Annotated in this window: 12 protein-coding genes; 10 read left to right on the forward strand and 2 right to left on the reverse strand. The window is 70.7% G+C overall.

Annotated elements, in window-relative coordinates:
* Positions 1–14 precede the first annotated feature (14 nt).
* From pyrH to ACFY3L_RS08600, 5 genes are all read left to right on the forward strand, one after another.
* Entirely contained in the window at positions 15–806 is a 792-nt protein-coding gene (gene pyrH / locus ACFY3L_RS08580) for a UMP kinase (protein WP_389320230.1), read from the forward strand.
* Positions 803–1,360, forward strand: coding sequence for a ribosome recycling factor (gene frr, locus ACFY3L_RS08585; protein WP_344507912.1), 558 nt, complete (start codon positions 803–805; stop codon positions 1,358–1,360). Before pyrH ends, frr begins: the two co-directional genes overlap by 4 nt.
* A gap of 62 nt (positions 1,361–1,422) precedes the next feature.
* Positions 1,423–2,286: a phosphatidate cytidylyltransferase gene (locus ACFY3L_RS08590; RefSeq protein WP_389320233.1), complete on the forward strand. Its 864-nt coding sequence runs from the start codon at positions 1,423–1,425 to the stop codon at positions 2,284–2,286.
* A gap of 59 nt (positions 2,287–2,345) precedes the next feature.
* A complete protein-coding gene (gene rlmN, locus ACFY3L_RS08595) occupies positions 2,346–3,536 on the forward strand; it encodes a 23S rRNA (adenine(2503)-C(2))-methyltransferase RlmN (protein WP_389320236.1) in 1,191 nt (396 codons plus the stop codon).
* Positions 3,533–4,561, forward strand: coding sequence for a DivIVA domain-containing protein (locus ACFY3L_RS08600; RefSeq protein ID WP_389320239.1), 1,029 nt, complete (start codon positions 3,533–3,535; stop codon positions 4,559–4,561). Before rlmN ends, ACFY3L_RS08600 begins: the two co-directional genes overlap by 4 nt.
* 64 nt (positions 4,562–4,625) lie before the next feature.
* On the opposite strand, the gene ACFY3L_RS08605 is transcribed toward ACFY3L_RS08600, so the two are convergent.
* Entirely contained in the window at positions 4,626–4,844 is a 219-nt protein-coding gene (locus ACFY3L_RS08605; RefSeq protein WP_389320242.1) for a DUF2631 domain-containing protein, read from the reverse strand.
* 131 nt (positions 4,845–4,975) lie between these two features.
* Here ACFY3L_RS08605 and ACFY3L_RS08610 point away from each other — a divergent pair, with 131 nt between their 5' ends.
* The gene (locus tag ACFY3L_RS08610; protein WP_389321135.1) at positions 4,976–6,583 is read left to right on the forward strand and encodes a Rieske 2Fe-2S domain-containing protein; all 1,608 of its coding nucleotides are present in this window, start codon (positions 4,976–4,978) and stop codon (positions 6,581–6,583) included.
* A gap of 20 nt (positions 6,584–6,603) precedes the next feature.
* The gene (locus ACFY3L_RS08615) at positions 6,604–7,311 is read left to right on the forward strand and encodes a DUF2786 domain-containing protein (RefSeq protein ID WP_389320245.1); all 708 of its coding nucleotides are present in this window, start codon (positions 6,604–6,606) and stop codon (positions 7,309–7,311) included.
* 1,156 nt (positions 7,312–8,467) lie between these two features.
* Here the strand turns inward: ACFY3L_RS08615 and ACFY3L_RS08620 are convergent.
* The gene (locus tag ACFY3L_RS08620) at positions 8,468–9,499 is read right to left on the reverse strand and encodes a YihY/virulence factor BrkB family protein (protein WP_389320248.1); all 1,032 of its coding nucleotides are present in this window, start codon (positions 9,497–9,499) and stop codon (positions 8,468–8,470) included.
* Positions 9,500–9,716: 217 nt separating this feature from the next.
* On the opposite strand from ACFY3L_RS08620, the gene aspS reads away from it, so the two are divergent.
* The 3 genes from aspS (at position 9,717) to ACFY3L_RS08635 (ending at position 13,633) form a co-directional block, all read left to right on the forward strand.
* Positions 9,717–10,958, forward strand: coding sequence for an aspartate--tRNA(Asn) ligase (aspS, locus tag ACFY3L_RS08625; RefSeq protein ID WP_389320251.1), 1,242 nt, complete (start codon positions 9,717–9,719; stop codon positions 10,956–10,958).
* A 189-nt stretch (positions 10,959–11,147) separates the two neighbouring features.
* Positions 11,148–12,335, forward strand: a complete 1,188-nt coding sequence (gene dxr / locus ACFY3L_RS08630; RefSeq protein WP_389321137.1) for a 1-deoxy-D-xylulose-5-phosphate reductoisomerase — start codon at positions 11,148–11,150, stop codon at positions 12,333–12,335.
* Positions 12,335–13,633 carry a M50 family metallopeptidase gene (locus ACFY3L_RS08635; protein WP_389320253.1) on the forward strand — a complete coding sequence of 433 codons (1,299 nt, stop codon included), beginning with the start codon at positions 12,335–12,337 and terminating at the stop codon, positions 13,631–13,633. Before dxr ends, ACFY3L_RS08635 begins: the two co-directional genes overlap by 1 nt.
* The last annotated feature ends 2 nt before the right edge of the window (positions 13,634–13,635 follow it).

Below are 13,635 nucleotides of genomic sequence, written 5' to 3' on the forward strand. Positions count from 1 at the left end.
GAGAGGTTGCCCAGATGACGCAGACCGCTGTGGAAGCGGCAAGGCAGGCATTGACGCCGGCCCCGATCGGGGTCCGACGCGTCGTGCTGAAGCTCTCCGGCGAGGTGTTCGGCGGTGGCGCCGTCGGTGTCGACCCGAACGTGGTGCGGCACATGGCCCGCCAGATCGCGGCCGTCGTCCGCCGCGGTGTCCAGGTGGCCGTCGTCGTCGGCGGCGGCAACTTCTTCCGGGGCGCCGAGCTGTCCCGGGCCGGCATGGACCGGTCCCGCGCGGACTACATGGGCATGCTCGGCACCGTCATGAACTGCCTCGCGCTGCAGGACTTCCTGGAGAAGGAAGGCATCGACACGCGGGTGCAGAGCGCGATCAGCATGGCGCAGGTCGCGGAGCCGTACATTCCGCGCCGCGCGATCCGGCACATGGAGAAGGGGCGGGTCGTGATCTTCGGCGCCGGCGCCGGCATGCCGTACTTCTCGACCGACACCGTCGCCGTGCAGCGCGCCCTGGAGATCCACGCGCACACGGTCCTGATGAGCAAGAACGGCGTCGACGGTGTGTACACGGCCGACCCCCGTACCGACCCGACGGCCCGCAAGCTCGACAGCCTGACGTTCGCCGATGCCCTGGTGCAGGGCCTTCGGGTCGTCGACCAGACCGCGTTCAGCCTCTGCCAGGAAAACGCGCTGCCGATGCTCGTGTTCGGCGCCGAGGGGGAGGACAGCGTGGCTCGCGCGTTGAGTGGTGAGAGGATCGGCACACTCATCACCGCCGAGCCCATCCCGGATCGAGGAGGAAAGACCACGTGATCGAAGAAGCTCTCTTCGAGGCCGAAGAGAAGATGGAGCGCGCGATCGAGCACGCCAAGGAGGAGTTCGCGGTCATCAGGACCGGCCGAGCGACCCCGGCGATGTTCGGCAAGGTGATGGTCGACTACTACGGCACGCCCACCCCGCTGCCGCAGATGTCGTCGATCGCCATCCCGGAGCCTCGTATGGCGATCATCAAGCCGTACGACGCCTCGGTGATCGGTGCGATGGAGAAGGCGATCCGCGACTCGGACCTCGGGGTCAACCCCAACAACGAGGGCACGCAGATCCGGATCAACCTCCCGCAGATGACCGAGGAGCGGCGCCGCGAGATGATCAAGATCGCGCGGCACAAGGCCGAGGACGCCCGGGTCGCCGTGCGCAACGTGCGCCGCAAGGCGAAGGAAGAGCTCGACCGCATCGTCAAGGACGGCGAGGCGGGCGAGGACGACGGGCGCCGCGGCGAGAAGGAGCTCGACGACCTGACGCACAGGTTCGTCGCCCAGATCGACGAGCTGCTCAAGCACAAGGAATCAGAGCTCCTCGAGGTCTGATGACGCCCCCCGGTAACCCTTCGACCAGGGCGCGGCACGTTGATGCCGCGCCCGAGGCGTCTATGCCAAACGAACAAGAGCCCGCCCGCGAGAAACCCAAGCGCCGCGCCGGCCGCAACCTCCCCGCCGCGATCGGTGTCGGCGTGGGCCTGGGCGGTGCGGTCCTCGCCTCGCTCTTCGTGTGGATCCCGGCGTTCCTCGGCCTGGTGGTGCTCGCCGTCGTGGTCGGCATCTGGGAGATGGTCCGGGCCGTCAGCGTCAACAAGGCGAGGCCGCCGCTCGTGCCGCTGCTCGTCGGCGGGCCGGCCATGGTGGTGCTCGCCTGGTTCGGCGGCGCCGAGGTCCTGCCGGTCGCCCTGCTCGTGACGCTGCTGGCGGTGTTCGTGTGGCGGTTCGCCGGCGGTCCCCGCGACTACCAGCGCGACGTCACCGCCGGCGCCCTGATCGCGGTGTACGTGCCGTTCCTCGGCGCCTTCGCGGCGCTGCTCGCGCACCCCGGCCGGGGCGTCTCCGACGGCGCGGTGCGGGTCCTGGTGACGATCGTCGCCGTGGTGCTGTCCGACACGGGCGGATATGTCACCGGTGTCTTCCTCGGCAAGCACCCGATGGCACCATCCGTCAGCCCGGCGAAGTCGTGGGAGGGCTTCGCGGGGTCGGTCGTGTGGACCGGTGCCGGCAGCGCGGTGGCGATTCCGCTGCTCCTGTCCGACGCCACCTGGTGGCACGGGGTCGTCTTCGGGGTCGCGGTCGCGGCCGCGTCCGTGCTCGGCGATCTCGGCGAGTCGCTGATCAAGCGCGATCTGGGCGTCAAGGACATGAGCAACCTCCTGCCCGGTCACGGCGGGCTCATGGACCGGCTGGACTCGATCCTGCTCGCCCTGCCGACCGCGTACGCCGTTCTGGCGTTCCTGGTGCCCCCGTCCTAGTGCCCTTGGCCAGCGGTACTGAAGATCACGCGACTCGGCATGGGACACTTGAAGACGTCATGACACAGCTCCCTGTTCTGAACCTCGGATCCGCCGCGACCGGCACGACGAGTGACGGCCGCCGCGCGACCATGCCACCACGCCACCTGGCCGACCTCGATCTCGCCGGGCGCCGGGCCGCCGTCGCCGAGCTGGGGGAGCAGGCGTTCCGCGCGGGGCAGGTGTCGGCGCACTACTTCGGCCGGCTGGTCCGCGACCCCGCCGACATGACCGACCTTCCGGCCAGGAGCAGGGACGCGATCGCGGAGGCGCTGCTGCCGCGGCTGCTGCACCCCGTACACGAGAAGGCCACCGACGACGGGGCGACCCGCAAGACCTTGTGGCGGCTTCACGACGGCTCCCTCGTCGAGAGCGTCCTCATGGGATATCCAGACCGCGTGACGGTGTGCGTGTCGAGCCAGGCGGGCTGCGGGATGGCATGCCCGTTCTGCGCCACCGGCCAGGCCGGGCTCACCCGCAACCTCTCCACCGCGGAGATCGTCGACCAGGTCGTCTGGTTCGCCGGGATGGCCGCCCGCGGGGTCCTGCCCGGCAGCCCGGACCGGCTGTCGCGGGTCGTGTTCATGGGCATGGGCGAGCCTCTCGCCAACTACAACCGGGTCGTCGCGGCGGTCCGCAGGCTCACCGAACCCGCCCCGGAAGGGCTCGGGCTCTCCCAGCGGCACATCACCGTGTCCACCGTCGGGCTGGTCCCGGCGATGCGCCGGTTGACGCAGGAGGGGCTGTCGGTGACGCTTGCGCTGTCGCTGCACGCACCCGATGATGATCTGCGCGACACGCTCGTGCCGGTCAACCAACGCTGGAAGGTCGCCGAAGTGCTTGATGCCGCGTGGGAGTATGCGGCTCGCACTGGTCGGCGTGTGTCCATTGAATACGCAATGATCCGGGATGTGAACGACCACCCGTGGCGGGCTGATTTGCTCGGCCGGCTCTTGTCCGGTCGTCTCGCGCATGTCAATCTCATCCCGCTCAATCCGACACCGGGGAGTAAGTGGGACGCTAGTCCCAAGCCGGTGGAGCGAGAGTTCGTCCGGCGCCTTCGGGCGGCAGGGGTCGCGACCACGGTGCGCGACACCCGTGGCCGGGAGATCGATGGGGCCTGCGGGCAGCTTGCCGCCTCAAACGGTGGCAAGGTGGGAGAGCGTGAAACAGGCTTGCTAGCACGGCGAGCGAACGAGGAGACACAGTGAGTCAGGGTCAGCGGTTCCGGCGCCGTGCGCTGCGGCGGGGATACAAGGTCGACGAGGTCGACTCGTTCCTCGACCGGGTCGAGGCCACCCTCTCCGGTGACCCGATGGGCGCGCCGGTGAGCGCTCAGGAGGTCCACGACGTGGTCTTCCGGGTGCGCTTCGGCGGATATGACGAGTGGCAGGTCGACCTGCACCTCGACCGGGTCGAGCGCCAGCTGGCCGAGCTGGAGGAGCGCGGCGGCGGTGGCTTCGGCCGCGCCCTCGACGCCCGCAGCGGCGAGATGCGGATGGCCCCCGAGCGGATGCCCGACCGCATGCAGCCCGAGCGGATGGGTCCGCCCCCGATGGAGCGGATGCAGCCGGAGCGCATGGGCCCTCCACCCATGGAGCGCATGCAGCCGGAGCGGATGGGTCCGCCGCCGATGGAGCGGATGCAGCCCGAGCGGATGGGCCCCCCGCCGATGGCGCCGCCACCCGCCCTGCCGCCGCGGCCGGCCCCCGCTCCCGCCGGCCCGCCGCGCGACCCGAACTACGGCCGTTACGACGAGCCCACGTACGGTGGCGCCTTCGACGACGACCGTGGCTACGAGGCGCCGCGCCAGCCGCGCGCGGACATGACCGCCGAGATCCGCATGGACCGCGACCGGCCCGAGCCGGCGACCTACGGCGGCGCGCCCGACCGTGACCGCGAGCCGTATGGCGGCGGCCCCGACCGTGACCCGTACGGCGACCCCTACGGCGGCCCGCCCCCGGGTGCGCCGGTGCAGCACCAGTCGACCGAGGTGGCCCGCATCGACCAGCTGCGCCGCACGTTCCAGCTGCGCCGCTTCGGCAGCGGCTACGACCGCGCGCAGGTCGACCGGCTGTTCGAGGGCGTGATGGCGTCGCTGTCCGGCCGTGGTGGCCCGCTGACCGACGGTGACCTCGACCCGTCGCACTTCAACCTGGTGCCCGGCGGCTACTTCGAGGCGGAGGTCGACGCCGCCCTCAAGGAGGTCCGTGACCTCGTGATGCGCCGCCGCTGAGCGCGGACGTCAAAAGGCGCACCGGTGCTCCGGTGCGCCTTTTGTCGCATGTACGACCAGCGAGTTACCGAAGGCCGTTCCGGCGCAGCACCCAGTCCCCGATGAGGGCGAGAACCAGTACACCGGCGATCACGATCAACCAGATGTCCTCGACCCTGCCCTGGTGGTTGCCGACCAGCATCCCCAGGATGAGCAGCACGGTGACGGCAGCACCGAAGCGGGCGGCCCGCGGGTGTCCCGGCTTGTGCTGGTCGGGAGAGGTCACAGGCTCGTGCTCGGCCACGACGCGTCCTTTCGCTGCAGGTGTGCTTCGCGACAAAGTCTGGCATGCGGCACCCGGACCGACGGTTGCGGGTCGGTCGGGTAGCGTCGGGACGGCACGCCAGTTGTTGTTGAGGGAGGAACGCGGTGCGGATCACCGGGACGGGACACGCCAGCCTGCGCATCGACACCGATGCCGGCAGCATCCTCTGCGACCCGTGGGTCAACCCGGCGTATTTCGCGTCGTGGTTCCCGTTCCCCGACAACTCCCTGCTCGACTGGGAGGCGCTCGGCGACTGCGACTACCTCTACGTGTCCCACCTGCACCGGGACCACTTCGACGCGGAGCACCTGAAGCGCTTCGTGTCGAAGAAGGCGACGGTCCTGCTGCCCGAGTTCCCCACGTCGGAGATGCGCGACGAGCTCGAGGCGCTCGGCTTCACCAAGTTCCTGGAGACGAAGAGCGACCACGTCCACGAGCTCGACGGCGGCCTGAAGATCATGATCCAGGCGCTCACCTCGCCGACCGACGGGCCGATCGGTGACTCCTCGCTGTGGGTCGAGCACAACGGGATCCGCGTCCTCAACCAGAACGACGCCCGCCCGACCGACCTCACCACGTATGCCGCGCTCGGCCAGGTGCACGTGCACCTGCTCCAGTTCTCCGGCGCCATCTGGTACCCGATGGTCTACGACCTGCCGCAGGCCGCGAAGACCGCGTTCGGCAAGCAGAAGCGCGACCGGCAGTTCGACCGGACCTTCAGGTACATCGACGACCTCAAGGCCTCGCACGTGGTGCCCATCGCGGGTCCGCCGTGCTTCCTCGACGACGAGCTGTGGCAGTTCAACGACATCTTCGGTGACGAGGGCAACATCTTCCCCGACCAGTGGGTGTTCCAGCAGGAGTACGCCAAGCACGGCGGCACCAACTCCACGGTGCTGCTGCCCGGGTCGGTGATGACGGTGACTCCCGACTCGGTCTCCACCGTGCACCCGACCGACGTCGAGGAGTTCTTCGCGCACAAGCGGGAGCACCTGGAGGAGATGCGGTCGCGCAAGCGCCCGATCATCGAGGCCGCGAAGGCGTCCTGGCGGCACCCCGAGGTCGACGTGCTCAAGGAGATGAAGCGGCGCATCGAGCCGCTGCTGGACGAGTCCGTCTACCTGGCGAAGGGCGTCGGCGGCCCGGTCCGCTTCGACCTGGTCGGGTATGACGGCACCTCCGTCGAGTCGATCGTCGTCGACTTCCCGGGCAAGCAGGTCCGCCAGTACGCCGACGAGAAGGTGCGCTACCGCTTCCGCACCGAGCGCGCCCTCATCGAGCACCTCCTCTTCATCGAGGAGGTCGACTGGGTCAACTCGCTCTTCCTGTCCTGCCGCTTCACCGCCACCCGCATCGGCCAGTACAACGAGTTCGTCTACTCGTTCTTCAAGTGCCTTTCGGAGGAGCGCCTGCAGTACGCGGAGGGCTGGTTCGCCGAGCAGAAGCCCGACGCCGAGGACATCAAGCTGGGCGACTGGATCGTGCAGCGCCGGTGCCCGCACCTGAAGGCCGACCTGACCCGCTTCGGCATCGTCGACGGCAACACGCTCACCTGCCAGCTGCACGGCTGGAAGTTCGACCTGCCCAGCGGGCGCTGCCTGACGAGTGTGGGGCACGAGCTGCGCTCCCGCCCCGCGGCTGCTTCGGGTTCGGCGGACGGCGCTTCGGGTTCGGCGGACGGCGCTTCGGTGGACGGCGCTCCGGCGGAATTGTCGTAGGTCGGCGGTAGCCTCAGGTCGTGTTGGAGAAGGTTCGGAAGCTGCTCGCCAAGGCCGAGGATCCCGCGTGCACGCGGGAGGAGGCCGAGGCGCTGACCGCCAAGGCCGCCGAGCTCATCGGCAAGTACGGCATCGATCAGGCCCTGCTCGCCGCCACCGACGGCCTGCGCCCGCAGACCGTCGGCAACCGGCTGGTCGAGCTGCACCCGCCGTATCTGCGCGAGAAGGCCCATCTCCTGCACGTGGTCGCCACCTCCCTGCGCTGCCGCTCGGTCCGCCTGCAGCACCGCACCCGCGACGGCCTGCGCATCTCCATGCACCTGTTCGGCTTCGAGTCCGACGTCGCCGGCGTCGAGCTGCTGTTCGCCTCACTGCTCGTCCAGGCGGCCCGCGGCGTCCTCGCCGAGCCCGTCCCGCCCGGCGAGCAGGTCGCCGCCTGGCGCCGTTCCTGGCTCATCGGGTTCAGCTCGGCGGTCGCCCACCGCTTCGCCGAGGCCGACGAGCGCAATCGCGCCGCCACGCCCGACCAGCCAGGCGTGGCCCTCGTCCTGGCCGACCGCGGCCGCGCTGTCGACGTGGCGGTCGACGAGCAGTATCCGGACCTGCGCACCGCCCGCCCACGCCGCTTGACGGGCGGTGGCTTCGACGCGGGCAACGCCGCCGGCCACCGCGCCGACCTCGGCAACCCCCGCGTCCCGACCGGCGCCCGCCAGCCCTTACCAGGCTGACCTGCGCGAGCCCGGCGGCTCACCCGGAATCTCGCCTGCTCCGGGCCGGTCGGGCGCGGCGTCGCGTCGGCTGCTGGCGGCTGGCTGCGGTCGGCTGGTCTCGGCCGCGCTCAGCGGCTCGCGGCTGTTGGCGGCTGCTACCCGGTCGCGCTCGGCGGCTGTTGGCGGCTGCCACTCGGCCGCGCTCAGCTGCTGGCAGCTGCCACTCGGCCGGGCCCAGCGGCTCGCGGCTGTTGGCGGCTGCTACCCGGTCGCGCTCGGCGGCTGTTGGCGGCTGCCACTCGGCCGCGCTCAGCTGCTGGCGGCTGCCACTCGGCCGGGCCCAGCGGCTCGCGGCTGTTGGCGGCTGCTATCCGGCCGGGCCCAGCGGCTCGCGGCTGGTCCCGGCCGCATGCGGGGCCGTCGGCTCGCTTGGGGGCTCTCGGCTCGCTCGGGGGCTCTCGGCTCGCTTGCGGGGCTTTCGGGTTGCCTGTGCCGGCTTTCCCGTGTTCCGGTCGCTGTCTGGCGGTGTTCGTCTGACTGTCTCGTGCTGGCCCGGACCCGTCTGGGGGCACTGTCTCGTGCTGGCCCGGACCCGTCTGGGGGCACTGTCTCGTGCTGGCCCGGACCCGTCTGGGGGCACTGTCTCGTGCTGGCCCCGACCGTCTGGGGGCTTCGTCTCGCGCCAGCCCGGACTGGTCCGGGTCGTCTATGCCGGCAGACACCAGCCGGACCACAGGGCGGCCGCCACCGACAACCTGCGAGCGGCCGAAGGCACCACCACGCCGGCATCCGTGTGGCTGTCTCGCGCCGGTCTGGGCTTGCCGGGGAGTCGACCGCCGTGGACGCCCTGGAGAGTTCGTCTGCGTCGGGGGCGCTGGCTGCGGTGTCGCCCTCGGCCGCCTACCGGATCGCCGGTGTCGGCGCGGTCCCGTGATCCGGCTCGGGTCGGCGGGGAGGTCGTGGTTGGCCGGCGCTGATTCTGGCTGGTCTTGGGGCCGGCTCTGAAAAAGTCGTTGCTGCGTCCGGGCGGCCGCCGCGGCCGGCTGTTGCCGGCCGGTTCGAGGTTGCCGTCTCGAGGGGCGGCGTGGCCCCCGTCGAGGTGGCCTGCGTCATGGTGCGGTGGCTTGGACCACCGGAATCGCCCGGGATCGCGGCGGGAGGCGGGGGGTGAGGGTCAGCGGGTGGGGGCGTTGAGCTGGTTGTGGGCGAAGGCCTGGGGATCGGTGTCGGGGTCGCGGTCGAGCTGTTCGTCGACGGGGACCCACTGGTCCTCGACGACGGGCTCAGGGACGCCGACGCGCAGGGCCTCCAGCTGGGCGCCGAAGGCGATCCCCAGGAACAGGGCGATCCCCGTCAGGTTCGCCCACAGGAGCAGGGCCATGATGCCGGTCAGGGCGCCGTACGTGGCGCCGAAGGCGTCGCTGCTGCTGACGTAGAACGCCAGCAGGGCGCTGATCAGCCACCAGAAGGCGGTGGAGAGGGCGGCGCCGAAGAGGAGCCAGGAGAAGGCGGGCTGGCGGCGGCGTGGGGCGAAGCGGAAGATGGCCGCGACGGCGGTGACGACGAGGGCGACGCTGAAGGGCCAGCGCAGGAGCTGCCAGACGGCGTCGACGGGGGCGCCCCAGGAGTAGTGGGTGCGGACGGAGCGGCCGAGGTCGCCGCCGGCCACCAGCATGAGGAAGCCGGTCAGGGCGGGGATGCCGGCGCCGGCGGCGAGCAGGACCGCGCGGCCGTACTTGATGTGGGCGGGCCGGTCGCGTTCGACGCCGTAGATGCGGTTGGCGCCGCGCTCGATCTGGGCCATCGCGGTGGTGAGGGCGACGATTCCGGTGATCAGACCGGCGGTGAGGGCGAACTCGCCGATGGACTCGGCGCGGTCGGAGTCGGCGAGCAGGTCGTGGACGAGCTGGTCGCTGGCGCCGGGGGTGAGGGCGAGGACGGTGTCCGCGACGACCTGGCCGCCCTCGGCGACGCCGAGCTTGCTGACCAGACCGGTGAGGGCGATCAGGAACGGCACGATCGCGAGGCAGAGCTGCAGCCCGAGGGCGCGCGCGTGGCTGAAGCCGTCGCCGTACCGGAAGCGCAGGAAGGCGTCGCGCAGCAGGCACCAGCCGCCGTGGCGCCGCAGCGTGTGCCAGGCGTCGTCGGCGGAGAGGTCGTCGCGGGCCATCAGGCGCGTTTCGGGGACCTGCCGGGTGCTGCTCACCCGGGTTGAATTCCCGTCGCGGCGAAACCGAAAACTTGCCTACCATCGAAGGGCACGGCGATGAAGCGGACGCATCCGCGCCTGACGAACGCATGGTGATGCGCTGCGGAGCCGTTTGCATCGAGGTCACGGCGGCGTGCCGTGGCGAAGGTGTGGTGGCACCGCGACCGGCCCCATCGCCCACACCTCCGGGGAGCGGAGTCCCTCGGGAGGTGTCATGCATCGCATCTTGTCCAGCCAGCTTCCTCAGTACATCGGCGAAACGGTGAACGTGGCGGGCTGGGTCCATCGGCGGCGGCTGCTCGCCAAGGTCGCGTTCGTGGTCCTGCGCGACCGCGAAGGGCTGCTGCAGATCGTGTGCAGGGAGCCGGTGGTGCCGGCGGAGGAGCAGGTCGTCGCGGTGACGGGGCGGGTCGTCGCCAACGAGGCGGCGCCCGGCGGGGTGGAGCTGGTCGAGCCGGTGTTCACCGTGCTGGGGCCGGCCGAGCCGCCGCCCGTGGAGCTGTTCCGGCCGGAGCTCACCGCGTCGCTGCCGGTGCTGCTGGACCATGCCGCCGTGACGCTGCGGCACCCGCAGCGCCAGAAGGTGTTCGCGGCGTCGGCGCGGGCGGTCGGGGCGTTCCGCAGGGCGCTGGACGAGCGCGGGTTCACCGAGGTGTTCACCCCGAAGATCGTCGGCAGCGCCACGGAGAGCGGCGCCAACGTGTTCGAGATCGACTACTTCGGCGCGAAGGCGTACCTGGCGCAGTCGCCGCAGTTCTACAAGCAGACCATGGTCGGTGTCTTCGAGCGGGTGTACGAGGTCGGCCCCGTCTTCCGGGCGGAGCCGCACGACACGTCCCGCCACCTGGCGACGTACACGTCCCTCGACGCCGAGCTGGGATTCATCCAGAGTCACCGCGACGTCATGGCCGTGCTCACCGAGGTGATCCGGGCGATGGTCGGCGCCGTCGAGGCCGGCGGCTTCGGTGGCATCAGGCTGCCGGACGAGGTGCCGGTGCTGCACTTCCGCGACGCGCTGCGGATCGCGGGGGCGCCCGAGGACGAGCCGGACCTCGCCCCGGAGCACGAGCGGGCGCTGGGGGAGTGGGCCGCGCAGCGGCACGGTTCGGACTTCGTGTACGTCGAGGGCTACCCGATGCGCAAACGCCCCTTCTACACCCACCCGCAGCCGGACGAGCCGCGCTGGTCCAACTCCTTCGACCTGCTGTTCCGCGGGCTCGAGCTGGTCACGGGCGGGCAGCGCCTGCACCGGCACGAGGACTACCTGGCCGCCGTGCGGGACAGCGGCCAGGACGCGGAGGCGCTGGAGACCTACCTGGAGGCGTTCCGGCACGGCATGCCGCCGCACGGTGGGTTCGCGATCGGGCTGGAGCGGTTCATGGCCCGCGTGACGGGCGCGGCGAACGTCCGCGAGACCACGCTCTTCCCGCGTGACCTGCACCGGGTGGCCCCGTAATTCGATTGCCCGGGTGTTGGTGATGATCTATAATTGGTACATGTGTACGAACGGGGATGGCATCTGGGATTCACCGCGATGACGGTCGGTCGCGGGGGCGCGCCACTGCGTGCCCCCGCGACATCGGCACCCGGTCGGCAACCTCGGCACGTGCACGCCTGAGACAATGGACGGGTGACCACCCGCGAGATCGTCCTGCTGGGCTCGACCGGCTCGATCGGCACCCAGGCGATCGACATCGTCCGGCGCAATCCCGACAAGTTCCGTGTGGTCGCGATCGGCGCCGGCGGTGGCAACGTCCGCCTGCTCGCCGAGCAGGCGCTGGAGCTCGGCGTCGACGCGGTCGGCGTGGCGAAGGCCACCGCCGCGCAGGACCTGCAGCTCGCGTTCTACAGCGAGGCCGCCCGCCGGGGCTGGGCCACCGGCGACTTCCGGCTGCCGAAGATCCTCGCCGGGCCCGACGCGATGACCGAGCTGGCACAGTGGCCGTGCGACATGGTCCTCAACGGGGTCGTCGGCTCGCTGGGCCTGGCCCCGACGCTCGCCGCCCTGCGTGCGGGCCGCATCCTGGCCCTGGCCAACAAGGAGTCCCTGGTCGCCGGCGGGCCGCTCGTGCGAGCCGCCGCCCGGCCGGGCCAGATCGTCCCGGTCGACTCGGAGCACTCGGCCCTCGCGCAGGGGCTGCGGGGCGGCACGGCCAAGGAGGTCCGGCGCCTGATCCTGACCGCGTCGGGCGGCGCGTTCCGCGGCCGGACCCGCGAGCAGCTCGTCGGGGTCACGCCGCAGGAGGCGCTCGCCCACCCGACCTGGGACATGGGCCCGGTCGTCACGATCAACAGCGCCACGCTCGTCAACAAGGGCCTCGAGGTGATCGAGACGCACGAGCTGTTCGGGGTGGCGTACCGCGACATCCACGTCATGGTCCACCCGCAGTCGGTGATCCACTCGCTGGTCGAGTTCCACGACGGCTCGACGCTCGCCCAGTGCAGCCCGCCCGACATGCGCCTGCCGATCGCGCTCGCGCTCGGCTGGCCCGACCGGGTCGCCGACGCCGCGCCGGGCGTCGACTGGACCAAGGCGCACACGTGGGAGCTGCGCCCGCTCGACGAGGAGGCGTTCCCCGCGGTCGCCCTCGCCAAGGCGGCCGGGGAGGCGGGCCGGTGCCGGCCGGCGATCTACAACGCCGCCAACGAGGAGTGTGTGGCCGCGTTCACAGCGGGTGACCTTCCTTTCCTGGGAATTGTGGAGACTTTGGAGCAGACCCTTACGGACGCACCGGACTTTGCCGAACCAGGTACCGTCGATGACGTGCTCGCCGCCGAATCCTGGGCGCGGGCCTATGCGCGCGAGCGGATCGCGGCTGGGAAAGGGGCCTGATGGCGTTCACGGTGGGGATCGTCCTCTTCGCGGTGGGGATCCTGTTCGCGGTGTGTCTGCACGAAGCGGGGCACATGCTGACCGCCAAATGGTTCGGCATGCGGGTGACCAAGTACTTCGCCGGGTTCGGCCCGACGATCTGGTCGTTCAAGCGCGGCGAGACCGAGTACGGCGTCAAGGCGCTGCCGTTCGGCGGCTTCGTGAAGATCGTGGGGATGACACCCCAGGAGGACGAGGTCGACCCGGTGACCGGTGTCGCCGGCGCCGACGATCCCCGGGCGATGTGGCGCTTCCCGGTGTGGAAGCGGACGATCGTGATGAGCGCGGGCTCCATCACCCACTTCGCGATCACCCTCATCACGCTGTGGGTGCTCTTCTCGTTCGTCGGCATCCCCGACCCGGAGACCAAGCAGGACGACCTGCCGGTCCGGGTCGGCCCGGTCGCCCAGTGCATCGCCACCAAGTGGGAGTACGACGCGAGCACCAAGGCGCCGAAGGCCTGCGACCCCGCCAAGGACCCGAAGAGCCCGGCGGCGCAGCTCGGCCTCAAGTCCGGTGACCTGATCACGTCCATCGACGGCGTCGCCACACCCAACTCGGGCACGCTGCGCGAGCAGCTCAAGAAGGTCACCAACCAGACCGTCCCGGTGACCTGGACCCGCGACGGCAAGACGCTCAGCGGCACCGCCGACATCCCCGAGGCACAGCGGATCAAGCCCGACGTGGTCAAGACCGCCGACAAGATCACCGCGGACGACCTGGAGCAGGGCGGTCTGCTGGGTATCAGCATCGCCCCGCGGACCTCGGAGATCCCGCACGTCTCGTACGGCCCGGTCGAGGGCGTCGACAAGACCTTCACCCTGACCTGGTCGCTGATCGACCGCACGTTCGCCTCGTTCAAGGACATCCCGGAGAAGGTGCCCAACCTGTTCAAGGCGATCTTCGGCGAGAAGCGCGACCCGGAGACCCCGGTCAGCGTCGTCGGCGCCAGCCGGATCGGTGGCGAGCTGTTCGAGCTCGGCGACTGGGCCTCGCTGCTGCTGCTCTTCGCCAGCCTGAACCTGTTCTTCGGCATCTTCAACCTGTTCCCGCTGCTGCCGATGGACGGCGGTCACATCGCGATCGCCTGGTTCGAGCGCGTGCGGTCCTGGTTCGCGGCCAAGCTGGGCAAACCCGACCCCGGTCGGGTGGACTACTACAAGCTGGCGCCCATCACGCTGGGCGTGATAGGCATCCTCGGCGTCTTCGTCCTGCTGACGGTGACCGCCGACTTCGTGAACCCGATCAGCCTCAAGTAGAC

Origin of the sequence: Dactylosporangium sp. NPDC000521, assembly GCF_042898305.1 — a bacterium.
GTDB lineage: Bacteria > Actinomycetota > Actinomycetes > Mycobacteriales > Micromonosporaceae > Dactylosporangium.

Bases quoted from the DNA above. Each gene is read 5' to 3' on its own strand.
- pyrH (WP_389320230.1), top strand. From the start codon at position 15: ATGACGCAGACCGCTGTGGAAGCGGCAAGGCAGGCATTGACGCCGGCC.
- ACFY3L_RS08590 (WP_389320233.1), top strand. From the start codon at position 1,423: ATGCCAAACGAACAAGAGCCCGCCCGCGAGAAACCCAAGCGCCGCGCC.
- rlmN (WP_389320236.1), top strand. From the start codon at position 2,346: ATGACACAGCTCCCTGTTCTGAACCTCGGATCCGCCGCGACCGGCACG.
- aspS (WP_389320251.1), top strand. From the start codon at position 9,717: ATGCATCGCATCTTGTCCAGCCAGCTTCCTCAGTACATCGGCGAAACG.
- ACFY3L_RS08635 (WP_389320253.1), top strand. From the start codon at position 12,335: ATGGCGTTCACGGTGGGGATCGTCCTCTTCGCGGTGGGGATCCTGTTC.